The following is a 23,967-nucleotide window of genomic DNA, read 5'->3' on the forward strand; positions in this document are numbered from 1 at the left end:
CAACAATATACAAAAAGCTCGTATCAACTAATTTGACACGAGCTTTTTAAATAATAAATAATAAAAAACTATATGATCATCATTTTGCAATTACCACATTGGTGTTTGCAAAAATGAAGATAATATTCCCGGAAAAATTCCCATCACAATCAAGATAACCATTCCTATAATTAATAGGAAACTCGTCAATCCGTCTTGTGTTTTTAATTTGTTCTTTCCTTTTTTGAAATACATGTAGTTGATCACTTTGAAGTAATAATACATACTCAAAACGGCCATCACTAATGCTATGACAATCAAAAATAAATTTTTATCGTTTGTCCCTCCAATGCTTAACGCCATAAATTTCGCGAAGAATCCTCCCGTTAATGGAATACCTGCTAATGAAATCAAAGAGATTGTCATTGCTGCAGCCAATACAGGATTTGCTTTTCCTAAACCAATGAAACTATCAAATTTTGGATTTTTGAATTGATCAATTGTATAGAAAATAATGAAATTCGCAATCGAATAAGCAATTGTATAGAACATCAATGCTTCTTTCGACGCTGAATTGATGTTGAACAAAACAAATAACATAAAACCTGCTTGTGCAATTGATGAATAAGCCATCAAACGTTTGACAGATTTTTGAGAAACGGCACCAAAATTCCCCACGAATAATGTCAAAATAATGATTGACGCGAATAATAAACGGTAATATTCGGCATATGCTACATTCGTTGGAAATGATTTTAAGATTAAAATAAATCCTAAAAATGATCCTCCTTTGATAATTGTAGACATAAACGATGTAAACACTGTTGGTGTTCCGTCGTAAACATCCGGTGTCCATGCATGAAATGGAGCTGCTGAAACTTTGAAACAAAATGCGAAGATGATTAAACACCATCCTAAATAATAAATTGTTTCGAAGTCTTTGTTATAGTTCACCAACTGGTCTACCATAAATGTTCCTGTTGCACCGTACAAAAATGTAACACCTAGCATCAAAATTCCTGTTGAAAAAGCTCCCATTAAGAAATACTTTACAGAAGCTTCTGTGCTCTTTAGGCTTTCTTTATTTGTACCTGCTATAATGTACATTGGAATTGACATTAATTCGATCCCTAAGAACATAATAACCAAGTTGTGGAACTGTGCTAAAACAGCAATCCCGGTAAAAGAGAAGAAGATTAAGGCATAATATTCTGCCACATGCTTTCCTACTTTTCCAAACGAATCTTTGTTCAACAATAAGTAAAAAATTGCCAATCCCGCCAAAGCGATAAAGAAGGAAACGCCGTATAGCGATTGTCCAATCATATTATCGAATTTTCCGGCGAACATTGAGCAACCCTTCAAATCAAAAATTCCTCCTACAATCATTCCGAAAAACAGAACAACAGAAAGTATATTTAAGGCACGATTATTTTTGATGTAGAATCCACTAAACATCAAAATAATACCTGAAAGTGCTGATAAAATAATCGTATTCATATCTATTTATTCAAAAATGATTAATGTGCTAATAAATTAAAAATTGGTGTTGGATAAACGCCTAAAATGATAATTAAGATGGCAATAACAGATAAAACTGCAATTGGTCCAAAACCTCCTTTTTGAGCATCTTTTCGTTTGATATTTTTAACTTCACCAAACAACAATGCACTTGACAATCTTAACGTGTAAACGGCTGATAAAATTACCCCCAAACAAGCTATTACACACAAAACCGGGTTATGTGTAAACAATGCTGAAAGCATCATAAATTCTCCGATGAAAGCACTTGTTAATGGTAATGCAACGTTTGCCAAACCAAATACCATAAATAAAATAGACAACGTCGGGTCTATTTTCGCTAAACCTCCAATCGATTTGATGTCTGTCAAATCATATTTTCTTTCCATCACATCAATACATAACCATAAGCCTAACACAACTAAACCATGTGAAAACATTTGGAAATAAGCACCTGTTACACCATTTGCTAATTCAGAAAATATTGAAACGAAAATTAAAGCCAAATGCGCAATCGAGCTATAAGCGATAATTTTCTTTACATTTTTTGCACTCAGTGCTATTAACGATGCGTAAACCAATCCGAAAATTGCGATGTACGTAATGTAACTGAACAATTCGGAAATTGTTGGGAACATCCCTAAATACCATGTAACCACTGCAAATAATCCCATTTTTGCCATCAAAGCAGAAAGAACAACTGTTAATGGCGTTGGAGATGTTTTGTAGATTGTTGGTTGCCATGTATGGAAAGGAAAGATTGGAATTTTAATCACAAAAGCGATTAAGAACAACAATGCCAATGCTGTGTTTGTTGAATAATGCGGTCCTGTAACCTGTACAATATCTGTTAATAAAAATGATGATGGTTGTAAGAAAAATCCAATGTAAACGATTCCTCCCAGCATAAACATCGATCCTAAAATGGTGTACAAGAAGAACGTCATATTGGCACGAATTTTATCTTTTCCAATTCCGAATAATCCAATTAGGAAATAAACCGGAATTAAGACAACTTCCCAGAAGAAGTAAAATAAGATTAAATCTGCTGCTAAGAAAACACCATTCAGACCTGCTAAAGTGATTAACAATAATCCGTAGAATGTATTGTTGTATTTTTGTTTTGTTGTTGATAAATAAACAAAAAGAGCTAGATAAGTAAGGTTGGATAAAAGTAACATCAGTCCTCCCAAACCTTGAGCATTTAACGCAAAATAAGTTTTAACGCTATTGAAATTGAACCATTGTGTTTGAAACGTTAACTCATTATTTCCACCTTTACAAGTGATAAAAAAGTACAACGCCAACAATGCTCCCCCAACGAATGCTCCTAACCATCTTTGTGGTTTTTGACCTTGCATTAATAGCATAAAAACTCCTACTATTAATGGTAAAATGATAAATAAAGATAAAAGCATTACTAACCTATTTTGAAATTAAATACCCCATAAAAAAGATTACTATTCCTGCTACGATTCCACAAACCATTAGCATAATATAGAATCCTACATTTCCGTTTTGTAGCTGACGAACATTTTTAGATGCACGGCCAGAAACAGTTCCAACTCCTAAAACAAAAGCTGCAATACCTGCCTTTTCTACATATTTTTTCAAGACATCTCCTAATTCGAACAATGGTTTTACAATTGCATTGTCGTATAATTCGTCGATGTACCATTTGTCTTCAAAGAATTTTGCAACTCCTGTTGCTTCTCCGTCCACATAGTTCGTGTATTTCTTGATGGCAAAATAAATTGCTCCAAGAACACCAATCAATAAAGCTCCCATCATCAACCATTCAGTTGAATGCGAGATGTGATGAACTTCTCCTATAGCAACTACTCCACTTAAAAATGTTTGAAGTTTGTGTCCATCCTCCATAAACAATGCTGGAATTCCAACATAACCTGCAATAACAGAAAGAACCGCTAAGATGATTAATGGAATTGTCATTGCTGCCGGGCTTTCGTGAGGATGAGCATCTTTGCTGCGTAAATCTCCCAAGAAAGTCATAGCATATAAGCGGAACATATAAAACACTGTCATCACAGAAACGATGAATCCTATTCCATATACAACCGGATTAGAAATAAACATTCCTAGTAACATTTCATCTTTCGAGAAAAATCCTGATAAACCTGGAATACCGGCAATTGCCATACACCCTATCAAGAACGTGATATGTGTGATTTTCATGTATTTTTTCAAACCTCCCATTTTGCGCATGTCTTGCTCGTGGTGCATTCCATGAATCACAGATCCTGCTCCTAAGAACAATAACGCTTTGAAAAAAGCATGTGTCATTACGTGGAAAACTGCAGCAATATAAGCTCCGGATCCAATTGCAGCAAACATTAATCCTAACTGTGAAACAGTAGAATAAGCCAATACTTTTTTGATGTCGTTTTGACGCATTGCAATTGTAGCTGTAATAAATGCAGTTGCAATTCCGATATATTGGATAACTTGTAACGTAATCGGCGCTGCAGAAAACAACTCGTTACAACGTGTAATCATAAAGATACCTGCTGTAACCATTGTCGCAGCGTGAATTAAAGCTGAAACAGGTGTTGGTCCTGCCATCGCATCCGGTAACCATGTGAATAATGGCAACTGAGCCGATTTACCCGTAGCTGCTAAGAATAACAATAATGTGATTCCTGTCAATACAAAACCTGTAAATGCAGATGGATCAATCGCTAATTGGTTGAATACTTTTACATATTCTAACGTTCCAAATTCTTTGAAAATCCAGAACATCGCCAATAAAAACCCTACATCACCAATACGGTTCATGATGAAAGCTTTCTTCGCCGCTTTGATATATTCCGGATTTGTAAACCAGAAACCAATTAATAAGAATGAACATAATCCAACTCCTTCCCATCCGATAAACATCATCACAAAGTTGTTTCCCATTACAAGAATCAACATGAAGAAGATGAATAAATTTAAGTAAGAAAAGAATTTTGCAAATCCTTTGTCTTCGCTCATGTAAGCCGAGCTATACACGTGAATTAAAAATCCAACTCCTGTAATAATTAACAAAAACAAACTCGTTAATGCATCAATTTGAAATGCAAACGGAACTTGTAAAGTTGGAATATTGATAATATCAAATGCCTTAAAAATTAATGGTTGTGCATCTGCTCCTGATGGAACGGCGATGAACACCATTATTGATAAAATGAAACTTACCAAAACTGCTCCACTTCCAATGAAAGTAACTAAGCTTTTAGAAAGTACATTTCGTCCTAAACCGTTAATCAAAAATCCGATGAATGGAATCAAAGGAATTAACCATATATACTGTTCCATTCTTAACCTTTTAAACGATTTAACACATTAATATCTACTGAGTATACTTTGCGGAACAATAAAATTATCACCGATAATCCTACAGCAACCTCAGCAGCAGCAACAACCATAATAAAGAATACTAAAAGTTGTGCATCTGTCCCTTTTTCTAATGCTGGATTTGCATGATAGTGCATTTTTGAGAACGCTACTAACAACAAATTCACAGAATTTAACATCAATTCTATACACATAAAAATGACAATTGCATTACGACGAATCATTACGCCTGCCATCCCTATTCCGAATAGGATTAATGATAAAGTAATATAATAACTGATTGGTAACATCTTTTACTTTTTATATTTAATCCAATAATTCTTCGTCCTTTTTCGATAACATCACTGCTCCAATCATTGCAGAAATAAACAAAATACTGCTCAACTCGAATGGCAAAACATATTCTGAATACAACAATGAACCTAAGTTATGAATCAACCCTAAATCACCTGTTCCTACTTCTACAGCTGTTTGCTGTGTTGCAGAGCTTTGAGAGAAGATTCCGACTGTCAATGCAATAAACAACAACGAAACTAAACTCGCTGCTAAAATTTTTGCCGGGCGACCAAACGAATATTTTTCACTATTCAGGTTCATCAACATCACGACAAATAAGAACAATACCATAATTGCCCCGGCATAAACGATTACATTTACAATTGCTAAAAACTGGGCATTTAGCAAAACATAATGTCCACTGATGCAGAAGAAGGTTACGATTAAATATAAAATGGAATGAACAGGATTTTTACTGAACACCATTAATAGCGCACTTAACACCGTTAAGCTCGACAATACATAAAATAAAATTAGAGGTAATTCCATTAGTTTGCAGCTTTTTTCGGGATTAATAAATCTTCTTTCGAATAGATAAAGTTCTTACGTTGGAAACTCGCCGGAGGAACTGTTTGTGATAAATAAACAGCATCTTTCGGACAAGCTTCTTCGCAGAATCCACAGAAGATACAACGTAACATATTAATCTCATATTTCGCTGCATATTTTTCTTCACGATACAGGTTTTCTTCACCAGGAAGTCTTTCTGCCGCTTCCATTGTAATTGCTTCTGCCGGACAAGCCAAAGCACAAAGTCCACAAGCCGTACAATTTTCACGATCCTCTTCGTCTCTATTCAAAACGTGTAATCCTCTAAATACAGGACTAAACGGTCTTTGTTTTTCCGGATAACTAATTGTCGCTTTCTTCGAAAAGAAATGCTTCAATGTAATCATCAACCCTTTTGCGATAGAAATCAAATAGATACTTTCCCAAAAAGTAAGGGGTTTACGTTCTACTTGTTTTACTCTATTTGTAATTGGTTTCATACTTTTAATGATTTTGATGATTCTACTTGTTTAATAATAAAATCACTAAGCCTGTGATTAACATATTGATTAATGCTAAAGGCAATAATTTTTTCCACCCTAAATCCATTAATTGATCGTATCTGAAACGAGGAATCGTCCAACGCACCCACATGTAGAAAAAGATGAAGAAACAAGCTTTACCGAATAATGAAAGGAAATTAAGAATTGCCGTTCCATTCACTCCGATAGAGTTTACTAATGTTGCATCGTCTACAAACGGGATATCGTATCCGCCAAAATAGATGGTAGAAATTACCACAGAACTGATAAACATGTTGATGTATTCTGCAAATAAGAAGAATCCCATCTTCATCGAAGAATATTCTGAGTGATAACCTCCAATTAACTCATTTTCTGCTTCTGGTAAATCGAACGGAGTACGGTTAGTTTCTGCGAATGAACACACCAAGAAAATAATAAATCCTAATGGTTGTAATAAGATGAACCACGCATGCTCTTGTTGATAATGCACAATATCACTCAATTTCAAAGAACCTGTCATCATCAAAATTGTGATTAACACGATTCCCATCGGTAACTCGTACGAAATAATCTGCGAAGCTGCACGCAAACCTCCCATTAATGAGTATTTGTTGTTCGATGCCCAAGCACCAATCATAATTCCATAAACACCTAAGCTTAATACACCTAAAATGTATAAAAATCCGATGTTAACATCTGCAATTTGAGGAACAACAACACGATCTCCTATCTCGAAAGCTGTTGACCATGGAATAACTGCGCCTGTCATACACGCAACAATCATTGCCAATGATGGACCTAAGATGAATAAAAATTTATTCGAATCTTTTGGAGTGATTTCTTCTTTCGAAAATAATTTTAAACCATCGGCAAGTGGTTGTAATAAACCAAAAATACCTGCACGGTTTGGTCCGATACGATCTTGCAAAAATGCTGCAACTTTACGTTCAGCCCAAGTAGAGTACATGGCAACAACTAATGCAAAACCAATCATTACGCCTACTAAAGCTAACTTTTCTAATGCATCAGCAATAAATTCTTCTGTCATTTTTGTTAATTTAATTTACGAATGATTAATCTTTAAAATCTTTACTTGTTGCCGGTCCATCTATTTTAGATAAATCACGGTTGGGTTCATTTACTTCTGAAACCGAGTGAATATCTAATAAAATCTTCGGATCACGTTTAATTACTTTCGGAAGTGTTTCTTTCGGCTCCACTTTATTCTCAAAATAATGACCTTGACGAACAACTGAATCTTTAGAAATCTCAGATGGTTTTTCTAATACCCAATCGTTGATATCTTTTTTATCAAAACGACATGTATTGCAAATCCAATCTTCTACTTCATTAAATTCATCTTTACGGGCTGTTACACGGAACACTTCGTTCCCACGGAACCACACTTGCGCTTTACCGGAACATGTTGGACAATCGCGGTGTGCATCAACCGGCTTCAAGAACCAAACACGGTTTTTGAAACGGAATGTTTTATCTGTTAATGCACCAACCGGGCAAACATCAATAATATTTCCGATGAATTCGTTGTCTAGGCTTTTGTGAATATGTGTCGAAATTTCAGCGTGATCTCCACGATTCATTACGCCATGCTCACGGCAACCTGTGATTTGATCCGCAGTTTTTACACAACGATAACATAAAATGCATCGGTTCATGTTCAACTGAATATTTGGACCTAAATCTTCTTTTGGGAATGTACGTCGATCAAATTCGTAACGCGTTGCTTCTGCTCCGTGTTCATAACTTAAATCCTGTAACTTACATTCTCCCGCCTGATCACATACCGGACAATCTAAAGGGTGGTTGATTAATAATAATTCAACAATACCTTTACGTGCCTCAACTGTACGCTCAGATGTTTTATTGCCTACAACCATTCCATCCATCACCGTTGTACGGCAAGACGGAACCAATTTTGGCATTGGACGAGGATCCGCCTCACTTCCTTTTGATACTTCGACCAAACAAGTTCGACAGTTTCCTCCTGTATTTTCTAATTTACCGTAGTAACACATCGCCGGAGGTGCTACTTCTTTACCAATCATACGAGCGGCTTGAAGGATCGTTGTTCCCGCAGGCACTTCAATCGTTTCGTTATCGATGGTAACTTTAAATAATGGTGTTTCTTCTGCCATCTTCGTATTAATTTGCGGTTTCTTTAATCTCCAATGGATCAGCATAATGCGCTAAACCATAATTACGAACTAAACATTCTTCCGGATTGTTAATGTGCCATTCAAACTCATCACGGAAATGACGAATTGCTGCTGCAACCGGCCAAGCCGCTGCATCACCTAATGGACAAATTGTATTTCCTTCAATCTTACGTTGCACATCCCATAACAATTCGATATCAGACATTTTTCCTTTTCCTTCATCAATTCGTTTTAAGATTTTTTCCATCCAACCTGTTCCTTCACGGCATGGAGAACACTGTCCACATGATTCGTGACGATAGAAACGAGCCAGTGTATAGGTATGATAAACAACATCTTGATCTTCGTCTAATACGATAAACCCTCCAGATCCCATCATCGTTCCTGTTTGAAACCCTCCTTCTGATAAACTTTCGTAGTTCATGTAGCGAGGTTTACCCTCAGCTGTTTTTAACAATAAGTTTGCAGGAACAATTGGAACAGAACTTCCTCCAGGAATACATGCTTTCAGACGTTTTCCATTTGGAATACCTCCACAATATTCATCCGAATAAATAAATTCTTCAACCGTAATCGTCATATCGATTTCATAAACTCCCGGTTTATTAATATTACCGCAAGCTGAAATTAATTTTGTCCCTGTAGAGCGTCCTACTCCAATTTTAGAATACGCCTCACCTCCAATTTCAATAATTGGAACAACCGCTGCAATTGTTTCTACATTGTTCACAACTGTTGGTCTTCCCCATAAACCTTTAACAGCCGGGAAAGGTGGTTTTAGACGTGGATTTCCACGTTTACCTTCTAACGATTCTAACAATGCCGTTTCTTCACCACAGATGTAAGCTCCACCTCCACGTTGAACATAAATTTCTAAATCAAACCCAGTTCCCTGAATGTTTTTACCTAACCATCCTGCCGCTTTTGCTTCGTCGATTGCTTCCTCTAAAATTTCTGCAACCCATGCATATTCTCCACGGATATAGATAAATGAAGTATTTGAACCTAAACAATATGACGAAATAAGAACTCCCTCAATTAATATATGAGGAATATATTCCATCAAGAAACGGTCTTTGAACGTTCCTGGTTCAGATTCGTCTGCGTTTACCACTAAGTGTCTTGGAACACCTTCTGGCTTTGCCAAAAAGCTCCATTTCATTCCAGTTGGAAAACCTGCACCACCACGACCTCTTAACCCGGAAGTTTTTACTTCTTCTAAGATTTCGTCCGTTGTCATTTTAAATGCTTTCTCAGCATTTGCATAACCACCGTTTTCGCGGTAAGCTTGGTAATGACGAATACCTGGAACATCAATATTTTTTAACAGTAATTTTTGTCCCATTATGCTAATTTTTTCAATTCCTCGATTAATTCGTCTACTTTCTCGATCGTTAAATTCTCACGATACGTTTTTCCTAACTGCATCATCGGCGCATAACCACATGCTCCTAAACATTCGGCTGGTTTTAAGGTAAATAACCCATCTGCCGAAGTTCCACCAGCTTCAATATTTAATTTTGTCTTGATGTGCTCGATAATTTTGTCTGAACCTCTTAACATACAAGGTCCTGTTTGACAAACTTCTAACACAAATTTCCCTACAGGATTTAAGTTAAACATCGAATAAAATGAAGCTACTTCGTAAACTTCTACTGGTAAAATATTCAATACTTCTGCAACATAATCCAAATGAGGTGTGTCTAACCAACCACCAAACTCAGCTTGTGCCACATGAAGTAAAGGAATCAAAGCACTTTGTTTTTTATCTTCCGGATAACGTGCAATGATTTTATCTACTTTTTGTTGTGTTTCTTCTGAAAATTGAACTGCCATTTTTAATAATTTTTATTAAGCATCTAATTCTCCAGCAATCAAATTCAAACTACTCATTGTGATAATGGCATCTGAAATCATTGATCCTTCGATCAATTCTGGATAAGCTTGATAATAAATGAAACAAGGTCTACGGAAATGTAAACGGTATGGCGAACGCCCACCATCAGACACGAAATAATAACCCAACTCACCATTTGCGGCTTCAATTGAATTATAAATTTCTCCTTTTGGCATATCTACCTCTCCCATAATAATTTTGAAATGATAGATTAACGCTTCCATTTTTGTATAAACATCTTTCTTTAACGGTAAATAGAAATCCGGCGCATCAGCATGATATAGCGTTGCTTCCTCTCCTTCTAACGCATCAATTTTAGCAATTGCCTGCTTGATGATGCTTAAACTTTGCCACATTTCTTGACCACGAACTAAGAATCTATCATAACAATCCCCTGTTGTTCCAACTGGAATATCAAATTCAAATTCTTCGTAACGAGAGTAAGGTTTAGCGACACGAACATCATAGTCTACACCAGCTGCACGCAAGTTTGGACCTGTGAAACCATAGTTTACGGCACGTTCAGCAGAAATCCCACCAACACCTTGTGTACGGTCCATGAAGATCCTGTTACGCAAAAACAAGTTTTCAAACTCTGTTAGTACATCCGGAAACTCTCTAATGAAACGGTGAATTTTAGCCCAGGCTGTTTCTGAAAAGTCACGTTCAAAACCACCAATACGACCAATATTTGTCGTTAAACGAGAACCGCAAATTTCTTCATAGATTTCGTAAATCAACTCACGGTATTTCATCATGTAAAGGAATCCTGTAAATGCTCCTGTGTCAACACCCATAATCGAATTACAAACGATATGATCTGCTACACGAGCCAATTCCATAATAATGACACGCAAATAAGAAACTCTTTTAGGAACTTCTATTCCAACAAATTTCTCAACAGTCATGTGCCAACCCAAGTTATTTAACGGCGCCGAACAATAGTTCAAACGATCTGTTAAAGGTGTTATTTGGTACAATGGTTTACGTTCCGCAATTTTTTCAAAGGCACGGTGAATATACCCAACAGTAGGAACCGCAGATTTGATGATTTCACCATCAATCTCTAAGATATTTTGAAATACCCCATGTGTTGCCGGGTGCGTTGGTCCTAAATTTAAAGTAATTGTACTCTTTTCTAACGAACCATCCGGAAGATCAAGATGTTTTGATTTTTTAATTTTCTCTTTTCCCATGGTTAATTGACTTTTACATTAAAACCACCATAATTGAAATCACCACCGCGACCAAACATATCGTCATCTTTATCTTTACGTGTTTGATCTTCTAATGGAAATTCTTTACGCAATGGATAATAATCCATTTCCGGAACATTCATGACACGAATTAAATTTGGATGTCCTACAAAGTCAACACCAAAGAAATCATACGCTTCACGCTCTAACCAGTTGGCTGTTTCGAATATTTTAGTTGCTGTAAAAATCGAAGGCTTTTCGATTGGTAAAGCAAATTTTAATCGAACCGCAACATTTTCATACATATTATAAACCAAATAGGTCACGACAAGTTCTTGTCCAACATTATTTGGATAGTGAATAGCTGTTAAGTCTTTCAAAAATTTGAAAGCCAATTGCTCATCATCGTATAAATATTGTAGAATTTTTAAATTGAAATCTTTGTTTGCATGAAGTGTAAGTACACCAAAATGTTCTTCGTATCCGTATATATTTTCTTGAAACTTCTGAACCAAACGGTCTTGTATAAATGAATTGTCCATTATTTCAGTTTATTTAATTCCATAACTTGCTAAAAGTTGTTGATACTCCTCGCTACTTCTACGACGAACACTTTCTGTTTCTACCAACTCCTGAATTCGCATTACACCATCAATAATTGCTTCCGGACGAGGCGGACAACCTGGTACATATACATCTACAGGAATTACTTCATCAATTCCTTGTAAAACCGAATATGTATCGAAAATACCACCTGAACTTGCACAAGCTCCAACTGCAATTACCCAACGAGGTTCTGCCATTTGAATGTAAACTTGTTTCAGAACCGGAGCCATTTTCTTAGAAATTGTACCCATTACCATCAACAAATCACACTGACGCGGCGTAAATGCCAAACGCTCAGATCCAAAACGTGCCAAATCGTATGTCGAACCCATTGTTGCCATAAACTCGATTCCACAGCAACTTGTCGCAAATGGTAAAGGCCAAATTGAGTTTTTACGAGCCAATCCAACTACTTTAGATAGTTGCATCGCCATAAAACCTTCACCTTCAAAACCACCTGGAGACTCTACGATCTTCACATTGGTATTGTGTGTTACTGGTCTTTTATTATGAATCATTATACTATTATTTTAGATATTTAATCACTCTATTTTTCCCAATTAAGAGCTCCTTTCTTACGTACATATATGTACATCACGAAAAACAATCCAACGAATGTTGCAACCGCTGCAAATCCTTCCCAACCTAATTCTTTAAAATTCGCTGCATAAGGATAGAAGAAAATAACCTCTACATCAAATAATACGAACAAAATGGCTACAAGGAAATACTTAATTGCGAAAGGTTGTCTTGCATTTCCTACTTTTTCAATTCCCGATTCGAAATTCTCTAATTTTTCATCTGTTTTGCGTGACGGACCAAGTAAATGTGTTGCCACAATAGTACCTGCTACAAATGCAAAAGCTACAATAAAAAGGATTAGAATAGGAATATAACTTGATGCTGTTTCCATAATCACTTTACTATTTTTTCCAACAAAATTTTATCGATAAAAATAATAATAAAATATTAGATTGCTTATTTAAATTCTGGCTCAGCAAGTTGAAACTCCTTATATAATAAATTTATATAATATTTATTCAATCAGGAATATTTGTTCTAAAATGCAAAAAGAAGAATTAACAATTTCGTCAATTCTTCTTTTTTATTTTATTAGATTGGTAATTTTAAGTTGAAATAACTATCGAATTAATAAATTCTCAAGATTTTGCAAGGCTTCATGAACAGTTTTCACATGTTCGAAACGCAGCAACAATGTTGGGTATTCTTCTCCCTTTTTGGGTGATTTTTCCTTAAAACTGATGTTTTTAGGGTTATTTTGTACGTAATTTAAAATTAATCTAAATTCATCTGATTGGTAAAACTCACTTTGCGGTTTGTTGATAAAGTAAGCCAAAAGAATACCTTTCTTCATCACCAAACGTTCAAACCCTAATTTTTTACTTACCCATTTCAATTGAATAGATTCTAATAAATTTTCAGCTTCTTCCGGTAATTTTCCAAAACGGTCAATCAAATTATTTTTAAACGTTTGTAACTCTATTTCTGTTTCAATATCCGCCAGTTCTTTATACAACAGTAAACGTTCTTCCGAACTTTCAATGTACTCATCAGGAAACATAATTTGTAAGTCCGAATCTATTTGTACATCAGAAACATACGACTTCTCATTACCGGATTTCTGGTCTTCAAATAAATCTTTGAAATCTGTTTCTTTCAGCTCTTCAATGGCTTCATTTAAGATTTTTTGATATGTTTCGAATCCAATGTCCATCATAAAACCTGTTTGCTCTGCCCCCAAGAGATTTCCTGCCCCGCGAATCTCTAAATCTTTCATCGCGATATTAAACCCAGAACCTAAATCTGAAAATTGTTCAATTGCTTGCAAACGTTTACGTGCCTCATCTGTTAAAACAGAAATCGGAGGTGCTACTAAATAACAAAATGCTTTTCTATTGCTACGTCCTACCCTACCCCGCATTTGATGTAAATCCGCCAAACCGAAATTCTGCGCATCATTAATTAAAATTGTATTCGCATTAGGAACATCTAAACCTGATTCGATAATTGTTGTGGACACAAACACATCATAACGACCATCAATAAAATCCAATAGAACAGCTTCTAATTGCTTCCCGTCCATTTGCCCATGTCCAATCGCAACGCGTGCATCTGGAACCAAACGCTGTACCATTCCTGCAATATCTTTTAGCGATTGTACACGATTGTGAATGATGTAAACCTGCCCTCCACGTTGCATTTCATACATAATAGCATCACGAAAAATCTCTTCATTAAACCCAACCAATTGCGTATCCACAGGTTGACGGTTTGGCGGAGGAGTTTTAATCACCGATAAATCCCGTGCAGCCATTAATGAGAATTGAAGTGTTCGTGGAATTGGTGTTGCAGTTAGTGTTAATGTATCAATATTTTCACGTAGTGTTTTCAATTTATCTTTTACGCCAACACCAAATTTATGTTCTTCATCAACAATTAATAACCCTAAATCTTTGTATTCAATTTTTGGATTAACCAATTGATGCGTTCCTATCACAATATCAACTTGTCCGGATTTCAATCCATCTAAAACCGCTTTCTTCTTTACACCTGTCACAAAACGATTAAGATAAGCCACCTTTACAGGCAGGTCTTTTAATCGCTCTGAGAACGTTTTAAAATGTTGAAAAGCTAAAATAGTGGTCGGAACCAAAACAGCAACTTGTTTTCCATCTACAGCCGCTTTCATTGCCGAACGAATCGCAACTTCTGTCTTTCCAAAACCTACATCACCGCAAACTAAACGATCCATAGGACGTTCAGATTCCATATCACTTTTCACGTCCTGTGTTGCTTTGTATTGGTCTGGGGTATCTTCATAAATAAAAGACGCCTCGAGCTCATTTTGCAAATATGTATCCGGCGAATACGCAAAACCTTTTCTGGCACGACGTTTTGCATATAATTTAATCAAATCGAAAGCAATTTCTTTTACTTTCGCCTTGGTTTTATTCTTTAGGTTTTTCCATGCTGGCGAACCAAGTTTTGAAATTTTTGGTTCTTGTCCGTCTTTCCCTCTGAACTTCGCAATTTTATGCAACGAATGAATGTTGACATACAGGATATCATTATTTTGATAAATCAATTTAATCGATTCTTGTGTCACACCGTTGTTATTTAGTCTGACCAAACCAGCAAATTTTCCAATTCCATAATCGATATGCGTTACAAAATCACCGATTTGCAAAGAATTGATCTCCTTTAATGTAATGGCTTCTTTTTTAGAGAATGAATTACGAAGATTGAATTTATGATAACGTCCAAAAATCTGGTGATCCGTATAACACGTTAATTTTATTTCCTCATCAATAAAACCTTGGTAAATAGAGCCTAAAACCGGAATATAAGCAACTTCTTTTCCTATATCCTCAAAAATTTCTTCAAATCGTTTGATTTGGTTTTCGTTCGAACAAATCAATGCATTTTTATACCCGTTCGTTTTATGCTCGTTCAAATCATCAATCAGTAATTCAAATTGCTTATTGAAAGTTGGTTGAGGTTTAAAAGGCGATTCAATTTCTTCAACCGTTTCAAAATAAGATTTCATCGAACATTCAATGACTCCAAAGGTTGAAATTTGTTGGAGAAAAGCATTTTCATTTAAAAATAAACGGTTGGGCTCGGCTTGTCTAATTTCTCCTTTTAATTCTGAATAAGCCGATTCCGCTTGCTCAAAATTCTTTGTAATCTGTTTTGCTAAAACAGAAATATTCTTAGCAATGATTAAACTATCTTTTGAAATATATTCGAGAAAACTTTCTCGCTTTTCATCAATCGATTTACTTTCGAGATTCGGGATAATCGTAATTTCTTTTGTTGTTGCAATCGACAATTGATTTTCAATATCAAACGTTCTGATTGTTTCTACCTCATCACCAAACAATGAAATACGGTAAGGATGTTCGTTCGAAAACGAGAAAACATCCACAATTCCACCGCGAATCGAGAATTCACCTGGTTCAGAAACAAAGTCTACACGGTGAAAATTATAAGAAGACAGAACTTCTGTCAAAAAATCAATCCCTAAGTCATTTCCTACTTTTACTTTTAATGTATTGGTCGTTAATGCTTTTTTCGTTACCACTTTTTCGGATAAAGCTTCCGCATACGTCACAATTATTTTCGGACGTTTTGAATGAGATAAGGCATTCAACACCTCTGTACGTATAACAACATTAGCATTGTTCACCTCTTCTACTTCATAAGGACGTTTGTAAGAGGAAGGAAAAAACAGGATTTGTTCTTTATCAAATAATGTTTCCAAATCATTCAATACATAGGCTGCTTCTTCTTTGTCATCAAAAATCAGAATCGTCGGACGTGCAACTCGATCATATAAATGCCCTGTTAAAATGCTCAATCCAGAACCTAAAAAACCTTTGATATTGACTTTATAATGCGGATTATTTTTAAAATTGACAATAAGCTTCTGTACGAAATCTGAAGAATCGTATAAGCTAAAAACGTTGTGAATAGTTTTCTGTTCCAAAGTTTTGCAAATGTAAAATTAAATAACCTTATTTTTAATTAATCTTTAAAAAAAGGAAATGATAAATGTGAATTTTTAATCATAATTATTTTTTTCAAAAATTTTATGAAAAAAATTTGATTCATTAAAAAAAATAATTCTAGCTTTGATTAATCAAAAGTAAAAAATGAAATTCGTTCACAACATTATTAACGTAATTATTTTAGTCATTCTTATTCCTAGGAGTGGTAATTAGTTGTGTACATACAAGATATCAATTAAAGCCACTTCTTAAAGAAGTGGCTTTTTTTTATTTTAAAAACAAATTAAAAGTAGTAGAAAATAGCATTATGCAACATTCATTTGTCATTATTATCATCATTATTTTCGTCTTAATCTCGGGTTAGGAAGGGTGGTATATTGACATTTTTTTTGAAGATTTCTTATGAAGCCACCTTTTATTAAGGTGGCTTTTTTTTATGATTTAATATAAAACCTTTAGCAAGTAAATAATGATGAACAACAACAAAGAAACACTTAACAAACACAGTCGAACCATAACACAAGATGATACTTTACCTGCATCACAAGCGATGTTACACGGGATTGGCCTAACGAATGAAGACCTACAAAAGCCTTTAATCGGAATTGCAAGTATGGGATACGATGGAAATACCTGTAACATGCACCTGAACCAATTGGCTCAATTGGTTCAGGATGGAATGAAAAAAGAAGATTTGATTGGATTAAAGTTTAATACAATCGGAATCAGTGACGGTATTACAAACGGTACTTCAGGCATGCGCTACTCTTTGGTGAGCAGAGAAATTATCGCCGATTCTATAGAAGCTGTTTGCGCAGCACATTTTTATGATGGTGTCATTACTATTCCCGGCTGTGATAAAAATATGCCCGGTTCTATTATGGCAATGGGTCGGTTAAACCGTCCGTCTATTATGATTTATGGAGGAACAATTGCTCCGGGACACTATAAAGATGAAGAGTTAAACATTGTTTCCGCTTTCGAAGCTTTAGGAAAAAAACTAAATGGCAATCTCGATGACAAAGATTATTGCGGAATTATTCAAAATGCCTGTCCCGGTCCTGGTGCATGTGGCGGAATGTACACGGCAAATACGATGGCTGCTGCGATTGAAGCTTTAGGAATGAGTTTACCTTATTCCTCTTCATATCCTGCCATGAGTCAAGAGAAGAAAAATGAATGCCTTAGTGCTGCTCATTACCTGAAAATTTTATTAGAAAAAGAGATTAAACCTAGTGACATTATCACTAAAGATTCGATAGAAAATGCCATAAAAGTAATTGTCGTTTTAGGAGGAAGTACCAATGCTGTGCTTCATTTATTAGCGATTGCTGCTACGATGGAGATCGAATTATCTTTAGATGACATTCAAGCAATTAATGACAAGACCCCTGTATTAGCTGATTTGAAACCAAGCGGAAAATACTTAATGGAACATTTGAGTAAAATTGGCGGAATCCCGGCTGTGATGAAATATATGATGAATGAAAATATGCTCGACGGAAAGTGCCTGACTGTTACCGGAAAAACTATTGCTCAAAATTTAGAAAATGTTGCTGAATTAGATTTCTCAAAGCAAAATATTATTCACCCATTAAGCAGCCCTATCAAAGAAACAGGTCACCTCCAAATGCTGTACGGAAATCTTGCTCCGGAAGGGTCTGTTTCTAAAATATCGGGAAAAGAAGGTTTCTATTTCAAAGGAAAGGCGCAAGTTTTTGACAGCGAAGTTGAGGTATTAAAAGCAATTGAAGAGTTCCAAATTCATGCAGGAAGTGTACTTGTTATTCGAAATGAAGGTCCTAAAGGTGGTCCGGGAATGCCTGAAATGCTCAAACCTACTTCAGCCATTATTGGTGCCGGACTCGGGGATAAAGTAGCATTGATAACAGACGGAAGATTTAGTGGTGGTACTCATGGTTTTGTCGTCGGTCATATTACACCAGAAGCTTTCGAAGGAGGACCTATCGGTTTAGTTGAAAATGGTGACCTCATTGAAATTGACATCAACAGAAAACAACTGAATTTATTGGTTGATGAAAACACGTTAACAAAACGAAAAAATAATTGGAAACAACCCGAATTAAAAGTAAAAAATGGAATCCTATACAAATACGCAAAACAAGTTAGAAACGCTTCCGAAGGATGTCTTACTGACCGATAATTTCAAAAAAAATACCGGCTCGTATGCTGTATTAGAAAGCTTAATGAACGAAAATGTAGAATACATTTTTGGATATCCAGGAGGGGCTATTATGCCAATTTATGACGCCTTATTTGATTATTCTCATGCTATCGAACATATTTTAGTTCGCCATGAGCAAGGCGCAACACATGCGGCGGAAGGCTATGCAAGAACAACAGGAAAAACAGGAGTAGTTTTCGCGACTTCTGGTCCGGGTGCAACAAATTTGGTTACAGGATTAGCTGATGCATTTATGGATAGTGTTCCAATGGTTTGTATAGTTGGCCAGGTTCCATCTGTACTTTTGGGAACAGATGCTTTTCAGGAATCCAATGTCATGAGTCTAACGAAATCAGTTACGAAATGGAATTATCAAATTGTCGATGCAAATGAAATTCCGGAAATTATTGCAAAAGCTTTTCATGTCGCAAAAACAGGTAAGCCAGGTCCTGTTGTCATTGAGATAACGAAGGATGCGCAAGTCGCAGAAAGGACTCAGAATTTTTATTATCCACGTTTCAAAGAATTAAAAAATACAGTTTTTACTTCAAAATTTGATTCCTTCAAACTTGAATTACAGAAAGCTGCAGCTCTATTGAATCAGGCGAAACAGCCTTTGTTAATCGTTGGAAATGGCGTTGGAATTTCAAAAGCTGAAGCTGAAGTTCTGGAATTAGTTGAGAAACAAAACATTCCAACGGCTTGTACCTTACATGGATTAAGTAATTTTCTTTCAAATCATCCCCTGTTTACCGGAATGGTAGGAATGCATGGGAATTATGCGCCTAATAAATTAACAAATGAATCCGATGTCATACTCGCTATTGGAATGCGTTTCGATGATCGTGTAACCGGAAACATCAATACGTATGCAAAACAGGCCAAAATCATTCACATTGAAATTGATCCTTCAGAAGTGAATAAGGTTGTTGAGGCTGAGGTTGTTTTATTGGGAGATGCAAAAAAAGTGGTACAAGAGCTTCTTCCATTATTAATAAACAAATCAAATCCAAAGTGGTTAGAACAGTTTAAAAAATTGGATGAAGAAGAGAGTTTATATGTTCGCAATGAAGCTGTAATGGCAAAACAAGATGGTTTAACCATGTCATACGTTATTCATCAACTATCTGCAAAAACAAAAGGAACAGCTGTAATTGTTGCAGATGTTGGTCAACATCAAATGATGGCTGCCCGCTATTACCAGTTCAATCATCCAAATAGTTATTATACTTCCGGAGGTTTAGGAACAATGGGGTTTGCTTTACCTGCAGCAATGGGAGCAAAATTAGGACAACCAAAACGAGAAGTAATCGCCATTATTGGAGACGGTTGCTTTCAAATGACAATTCAGGAGCTGGCAACAATTTTTCAATACCATGTTGCAGTAAAAATTATCGTCTTGAACAATCATTACTTAGGAATGGTTCGACAATGGCAAAGCATGTTTTTTGACAAGCGTTATTCATTCGTCGAAATGACAAATCCTGATTTCAGTAAGGTTGCTCAATCTTTTGGTATAAAAGGAGAAAATATTTCAGAAACAGAAGAGCTAGATGATGCCTTGGAGAGAATGCTGAACGCTGAAGAAAGTTATTTATTAAATATCCATGTAAAAAGAGAGGAATATGTTTTTCCTATGATTACAGCTGGCAGCTCTGTAAGTGATATACGACTATTCTAAAAAGAGAACATTATGGAAACAATACATCTTACCGTAGAAAATCAAGTTGGTGCATTAGAGCGGATCATCACAGTTTTTACACGAAACCGGATCAACATCAATCACCTGGAAGTCGTACAGCAGCAAAACAATTTGGCCAATGTAGAAATTACCTATCACCCAACACATTTAACAAAAGATAAACTGGTTTTACAGTTTTATCGCATCATTGAAATTAAACATATTAACAGCAACAAATTATAAAAAAAAGAAACATTATGGCAATCATTAATTTTGGAGGAACACAAGAAGAAGTAATCACTAGAAAGGAATTTACTTTGGATAAAGCGAAAAAAGTTTTAGCAAATGAAACCATCGCGGTTTTAGGATATGGAATTCAAGGTCCTGGTCAAGCTTTAAACTTAAAAGACAATGGATTTAATGTGATTGTTGGTCAACGCAAAAACAGTCAATCATGGGAAAATGCAAAGAGGGACGGTTGGGTAGAAAACGAAACATTATTTGATATTGAAGAAGCTTCTTCCAGAGGAACAGTTTTAATGAATCTCTTATCAGATGCCGGACAAATTGCTGCTTGGGAGCAAATAGAACCACATCTTACAGCAGGAAAGTCTTTGTATTTTTCGCATGGATTTGGTGTAACATTTCATTCACAAACCGGGATTATTCCACCAAAAGAAATTGATGTTTTCTTAGCTGCACCAAAAGGCTCTGGAACATCTTTACGACGATTATTTTTAGAAGGAAAAGGTCTTAATTCAAGTTATGCTGTTTTTCAAGACGCAACAGGTAAAGCAAAAGAAAAAGCTTTGGCAATTGGCATTGGCATCGGATCCGGTTACCTATTCGAAACAACATTCGAAAAAGAAGTTTACAGCGATTTAACAGGAGAGCGCGGAGTTTTAATGGGGGCAATTGCTGGAATTTTTGAAGCACAATATGAAGTTCTACGCTCTAAAGGGCATACCCCAAGTGAAGCTTTCAACGAAACCGTTGAAGAATTAACACAAAGTTTAATGCCTTTAGTCGCTGAAAACGGAATGGATTGGATGTTTGCCAACTGTTCTACAACTGCGCAACGTGGCGCATTAGATTGGAAAAATAAATTCAAAAATGCCAATAAACCTGTATTAGAAGATTTATACGAAAGTGTTGCTACAGGAAATGAAGCTGCAATTACCATCAACGCAAATAGTCAACCGGATTATCGTAAAAAATTAACTGAAGAATTAACCGAACTAAGAAATAGTGAATTATGGCAAACAGGTTTAGAAGTGAGAAAACTGCGACCTTAGGTGTGTCTATAGACGAAATCAATTGTGCACAAATTAATTTGAAAGGAATTGCCCGAAAGACTCCTCTCGACTTTAATGCTAATTTAAGCCGTCAGTTTGAAGCAAATATTTCATTAAAAAGGGAAGATTTACAAATTGTACGTTCGTACAAATTGAGAGGTGCTTACAATAAAATCGTTCAACTAGCTGAACAAGAGAAACAAAACGGAGTTATATGTGCTAGCGCAGGAAATCATGCACAAGGTGTTGCTTATTCATGCCAACAATTGAACATCAAAGGTAAAATTGTGATGCCTACCACTACACCGCAACAAAAAATAAAACAGGTGAAATGGTTTGGAAAAGAGCACATCGAAATTATCTTACATGGGGATACATTTGATGATGCCTCTGCTTACGCTCATCAGCTATCCATAGAAAATCATCTCACATTTATTCATCCCTTTGATGATGAAAAAGTTATTGCCGGACAAGGAACCGTTGGACTGGAAATTTTGGAAGAAAACAATGCTCCTATTGATTATATTTTTGTTCCAATAGGTGGTGGTGGTTTAGCTTCTGGGATTATTTCTGTGTTAAAATCATTTAGTCCCAATACAAAAATTATAGGTATAGAACCAAGCGGTGCGTCAAGTATGGCGGAAGCAATCAAACATAACAAAACTACTGCTCTGAAAAAAATAGATCCTTTTGTGGATGGAGCTGCAGTAAAAAAGGTTGGCGAAAAAACATTCGAAATCTGTTCAAATGGACTTACATCAACCTATGCTGTACCAGAAGGAAAAGTTTGTTCAACTATTTTGCGTTTATACAATGAAGATGCAATTGTAGTAGAGCCAGCCGGGGCTCTAAGTGTAGCTGCTTTAGACTTTTTCAAAGAAGAGATAAAAGGTAAAAATGTTGTTTGCATTTTGAGTGGCAGCAATAATGATATCACACGAATGGAAGAAATAAAGGAACGCAGTCTGCAATATGAGGGGTTAAAACATTATTTTATCATAAGTTTCCCACAACGGGCCGGAGCTTTAAAAGAATTGGTGAATGATGTTTTAGGCAAGAATGATGACATCACTTACTTTCAGTACATTCAGAAAAATAACAAAGAGACCGGACCTGCTGTAGTTGGCGTTGAATTAGATAAAAAAGAAGATTTTGAGAATTTGATTTATCGATTAGAAAACCATCATTTTGATTATCAATATTTGAATACAGATAATACGTTATTTTCTTTGATAATTGGCTAAAATCGTCTTTCTTTTTACACCATCTACTTACCCCGCTAATTTTCTACCAAAAAAGTAAAGGATTAGCGGGGTTCTTATTTATTCTCATCTCCTCTATTCTTCTCCTCTACAAATTGATTTGTAAACTATTTCTGTTTATCATTCTATTAAATAAGTACTTATAATTTGTAATACAATATAAAAGTTCTTATCTTGACTTTAATTAACAACATCTAATATGAAGAAAACTCTACTTGCTGTTTTCTCCTTATTTTCCTTTTATGTTAACGCTCAGCACGATATTTTATGGGAAAAATCTATTGGAGGAAATCAGGCTGAATACCTGTACAATGCAATTCCAACACCTGATTATGGCTTCTTGATTTTAGGAAGTTCAGATTCCGATCCTTCGGGAAATAAAACCAAACAAAACCGGGGTGGATTGGATTATTTCATCTGGAAAATGGACGAAAATGGGCGCGAGGAATGGCAAAATTCTTTTGGCGGCGACAGTGATGATTTGTTGAAAACCGTGACACTTTCCAATGATGGCGGTTTTTTACTGGTGGGTTCTTCCGCTTCTTCCCTATCTGGTGATAAAACAGAAAAAAACTTTGGAATGACGGACATCTGGATCATTAAATTGGATCCCACAGGTGCTATTCAATGGCAAAAAACAATTGGAGGTTTAGGAAATGACGAAGCTGTGACGGTAATAAAAACTGCTGATAACGGTTACCTGATTGGAGCCAATTCGGATTCTCCTCAGTCGGTTACGAAACAACAGAATGGGTTTGGAGCAACTGATTTTTGGGTGATTAAACTCGATGATCTGGGAAATATCAAGTGGGAAAAAACAATAGGAGGCAAACGTGAAGAAACTTTAAAAACAATCATCGAAACAAAAAACGGGTATTTGATTGGTGGTGTGTCCAATTCGAAAATAACTCCTATAAAATCTCAGGACAG

At 35.7% G+C, this 23,967-nt stretch carries 20 protein-coding genes and 1 pseudogene; 6 read left to right on the plus strand and 15 right to left on the minus strand.

Annotated features, from left to right (window positions below; translation table 11 throughout):
* Positions 1-90: 90 nt before the first annotated feature.
* The 15 genes from H277_RS0106915 to mfd all read right to left on the minus strand — a co-directional run bounded on the left by H277_RS0106915 (position 91) and on the right by mfd (position 16,592).
* On the minus strand, positions 91-1,479 hold the full coding sequence (locus H277_RS0106915; protein WP_019974856.1) for an NADH-quinone oxidoreductase subunit N: 1,389 nt from the start codon (positions 1,477-1,479) through the stop codon (positions 91-93).
* Positions 1,480-1,499: 20 nt separating this feature from the next.
* Complete coding sequence (locus tag H277_RS0106920) at positions 1,500-2,918, minus strand: complex I subunit 4 family protein (RefSeq protein ID WP_019974857.1); 1,419 nt, start codon at positions 2,916-2,918, stop codon at positions 1,500-1,502.
* Between the two features lie 7 nt (positions 2,919-2,925).
* Positions 2,926-4,818: an NADH-quinone oxidoreductase subunit L gene (gene nuoL, locus H277_RS0106925; protein WP_019974858.1), complete on the minus strand. Its 1,893-nt coding sequence runs from the start codon at positions 4,816-4,818 to the stop codon at positions 2,926-2,928.
* Positions 4,819-4,820: 2 nt separating this feature from the next.
* On the minus strand, positions 4,821-5,147 hold the full coding sequence (nuoK, locus tag H277_RS0106930) for an NADH-quinone oxidoreductase subunit NuoK (RefSeq protein ID WP_026357457.1): 327 nt from the start codon (positions 5,145-5,147) through the stop codon (positions 4,821-4,823).
* 16 nt (positions 5,148-5,163) lie between these two features.
* Positions 5,164-5,682, minus strand: a complete 519-nt coding sequence (locus tag H277_RS0106935) for an NADH-quinone oxidoreductase subunit J family protein (RefSeq protein ID WP_019974860.1) — start codon at positions 5,680-5,682, stop codon at positions 5,164-5,166.
* Complete coding sequence (gene nuoI, locus H277_RS0106940; protein WP_019974861.1) at positions 5,682-6,182, minus strand: NADH-quinone oxidoreductase subunit NuoI; 501 nt, start codon at positions 6,180-6,182, stop codon at positions 5,682-5,684. The genes H277_RS0106935 and nuoI overlap by 1 nt, the downstream gene beginning before the upstream one ends.
* Before the next feature lie 22 nt (positions 6,183-6,204).
* The gene (gene nuoH / locus H277_RS0106945) at positions 6,205-7,254 is read right to left on the minus strand and encodes an NADH-quinone oxidoreductase subunit NuoH (RefSeq protein WP_019974862.1); all 1,050 of its coding nucleotides are present in this window, start codon (positions 7,252-7,254) and stop codon (positions 6,205-6,207) included.
* Positions 7,255-7,279: 25 nt separating this feature from the next.
* Complete coding sequence (locus H277_RS0106950; RefSeq protein ID WP_033422615.1) at positions 7,280-8,362, minus strand: NADH-quinone oxidoreductase subunit G; 1,083 nt, start codon at positions 8,360-8,362, stop codon at positions 7,280-7,282.
* A gap of 7 nt (positions 8,363-8,369) precedes the next feature.
* Positions 8,370-9,728 carry an NADH-quinone oxidoreductase subunit NuoF gene (gene nuoF / locus H277_RS0106955; RefSeq protein ID WP_019974864.1) on the minus strand — a complete coding sequence of 453 codons (1,359 nt, stop codon included), beginning with the start codon at positions 9,726-9,728 and terminating at the stop codon, positions 8,370-8,372.
* Positions 9,728-10,219: an NADH-quinone oxidoreductase subunit NuoE family protein gene (locus tag H277_RS0106960; protein ID WP_019974865.1), complete on the minus strand. Its 492-nt coding sequence runs from the start codon at positions 10,217-10,219 to the stop codon at positions 9,728-9,730. The genes nuoF and H277_RS0106960 overlap by 1 nt, the downstream gene beginning before the upstream one ends.
* A gap of 15 nt (positions 10,220-10,234) precedes the next feature.
* Positions 10,235-11,476: an NADH-quinone oxidoreductase subunit D gene (locus tag H277_RS0106965; protein WP_019974866.1), complete on the minus strand. Its 1,242-nt coding sequence runs from the start codon at positions 11,474-11,476 to the stop codon at positions 10,235-10,237.
* Positions 11,477-11,478: 2 nt separating this feature from the next.
* Entirely contained in the window at positions 11,479-12,018 is a 540-nt protein-coding gene (locus H277_RS0106970; protein WP_019974867.1) for an NADH-quinone oxidoreductase subunit C, read from the minus strand.
* A 9-nt stretch (positions 12,019-12,027) separates the two neighbouring features.
* Positions 12,028-12,600, minus strand: a complete 573-nt coding sequence (locus tag H277_RS0106975; RefSeq protein WP_019974868.1) for an NADH-quinone oxidoreductase subunit B — start codon at positions 12,598-12,600, stop codon at positions 12,028-12,030.
* A 29-nt stretch (positions 12,601-12,629) separates the two neighbouring features.
* Positions 12,630-12,995, minus strand: a complete 366-nt coding sequence (locus H277_RS0106980; protein WP_019974869.1) for an NADH-quinone oxidoreductase subunit A — start codon at positions 12,993-12,995, stop codon at positions 12,630-12,632.
* A 228-nt stretch (positions 12,996-13,223) separates the two neighbouring features.
* Complete coding sequence (gene mfd / locus H277_RS0106985; protein ID WP_019974870.1) at positions 13,224-16,592, minus strand: transcription-repair coupling factor; 3,369 nt, start codon at positions 16,590-16,592, stop codon at positions 13,224-13,226.
* 491 nt (positions 16,593-17,083) lie between these two features.
* On the opposite strand from mfd, the gene ilvD reads away from it, so the two are divergent.
* The 6 genes and pseudogenes from ilvD to H277_RS18755 form a co-directional block, all read left to right on the plus strand.
* On the plus strand, positions 17,084-18,778 hold the full coding sequence (gene ilvD, locus H277_RS0106990) for a dihydroxy-acid dehydratase (RefSeq protein ID WP_019974871.1): 1,695 nt from the start codon (positions 17,084-17,086) through the stop codon (positions 18,776-18,778).
* Positions 18,711-20,480 carry a biosynthetic-type acetolactate synthase large subunit gene (gene ilvB, locus H277_RS0106995; RefSeq protein ID WP_019974872.1) on the plus strand — a complete coding sequence of 590 codons (1,770 nt, stop codon included), beginning with the start codon at positions 18,711-18,713 and terminating at the stop codon, positions 20,478-20,480. The genes ilvD and ilvB overlap by 68 nt, the downstream gene beginning before the upstream one ends.
* Before the next feature lie 12 nt (positions 20,481-20,492).
* Positions 20,493-20,723 carry an acetolactate synthase small subunit gene (locus H277_RS0107000; RefSeq protein WP_019974873.1) on the plus strand — a complete coding sequence of 77 codons (231 nt, stop codon included), beginning with the start codon at positions 20,493-20,495 and terminating at the stop codon, positions 20,721-20,723.
* 14 nt (positions 20,724-20,737) lie between these two features.
* The gene (ilvC, locus tag H277_RS0107005) at positions 20,738-21,775 is read left to right on the plus strand and encodes a ketol-acid reductoisomerase (RefSeq protein ID WP_019974874.1); all 1,038 of its coding nucleotides are present in this window, start codon (positions 20,738-20,740) and stop codon (positions 21,773-21,775) included.
* A complete protein-coding gene (gene ilvA, locus H277_RS0107010; protein WP_221406894.1) occupies positions 21,736-23,019 on the plus strand; it encodes a threonine ammonia-lyase IlvA in 1,284 nt (427 codons plus the stop codon). The genes ilvC and ilvA overlap by 40 nt, the downstream gene beginning before the upstream one ends.
* A gap of 217 nt (positions 23,020-23,236) precedes the next feature.
* A pseudogene (locus tag H277_RS18755) lies at positions 23,237-23,967 on the plus strand (T9SS type A sorting domain-containing protein); the annotation flags it as partial.

The sequence above is a fragment of the Empedobacter brevis NBRC 14943 = ATCC 43319 genome, assembly GCF_000382425.1.
GTDB classification, from domain to species: Bacteria; Bacteroidota; Bacteroidia; order Flavobacteriales; family Weeksellaceae; genus Empedobacter; species Empedobacter brevis.

Coding starts and splice junctions, on each gene's coding strand:
- H277_RS0106915 (WP_019974856.1), bottom strand. CDS start 1,479: ATGAATACGATTATTTTATCAGCACTTTCAGGTATTATTTTGATGTTT.
- H277_RS0106920 (WP_019974857.1), bottom strand. CDS start 2,918: ATGCTTTTATCTTTATTTATCATTTTACCATTAATAGTAGGAGTTTTT.
- nuoL (WP_019974858.1), bottom strand. CDS start 4,818: ATGGAACAGTATATATGGTTAATTCCTTTGATTCCATTCATCGGATTT.
- nuoK (WP_026357457.1), bottom strand. CDS start 5,147: ATGTTACCAATCAGTTATTATATTACTTTATCATTAATCCTATTCGGA.
- H277_RS0106935 (WP_019974860.1), bottom strand. CDS start 5,682: ATGGAATTACCTCTAATTTTATTTTATGTATTGTCGAGCTTAACGGTG.
- nuoI (WP_019974861.1), bottom strand. CDS start 6,182: ATGAAACCAATTACAAATAGAGTAAAACAAGTAGAACGTAAACCCCTT.
- nuoH (WP_019974862.1), bottom strand. CDS start 7,254: ATGACAGAAGAATTTATTGCTGATGCATTAGAAAAGTTAGCTTTAGTA.
- H277_RS0106950 (WP_033422615.1), bottom strand. CDS start 8,362: ATGGCAGAAGAAACACCATTATTTAAAGTTACCATCGATAACGAAACG.
- nuoF (WP_019974864.1), bottom strand. CDS start 9,728: ATGGGACAAAAATTACTGTTAAAAAATATTGATGTTCCAGGTATTCGT.
- H277_RS0106960 (WP_019974865.1), bottom strand. CDS start 10,219: ATGGCAGTTCAATTTTCAGAAGAAACACAACAAAAAGTAGATAAAATC.
- H277_RS0106965 (WP_019974866.1), bottom strand. CDS start 11,476: ATGGGAAAAGAGAAAATTAAAAAATCAAAACATCTTGATCTTCCGGAT.
- H277_RS0106970 (WP_019974867.1), bottom strand. CDS start 12,018: ATGGACAATTCATTTATACAAGACCGTTTGGTTCAGAAGTTTCAAGAA.
- H277_RS0106975 (WP_019974868.1), bottom strand. CDS start 12,600: ATGATTCATAATAAAAGACCAGTAACACACAATACCAATGTGAAGATC.
- H277_RS0106980 (WP_019974869.1), bottom strand. CDS start 12,995: ATGGAAACAGCATCAAGTTATATTCCTATTCTAATCCTTTTTATTGTA.
- ilvD (WP_019974871.1), top strand. CDS start 17,084: ATGATGAACAACAACAAAGAAACACTTAACAAACACAGTCGAACCATA.
- ilvB (WP_019974872.1), top strand. CDS start 18,711: ATGGAATCCTATACAAATACGCAAAACAAGTTAGAAACGCTTCCGAAG.
- H277_RS0107000 (WP_019974873.1), top strand. CDS start 20,493: ATGGAAACAATACATCTTACCGTAGAAAATCAAGTTGGTGCATTAGAG.
- ilvC (WP_019974874.1), top strand. CDS start 20,738: ATGGCAATCATTAATTTTGGAGGAACACAAGAAGAAGTAATCACTAGA.
- ilvA (WP_221406894.1), top strand. CDS start 21,736: ATGGCAAACAGGTTTAGAAGTGAGAAAACTGCGACCTTAGGTGTGTCT.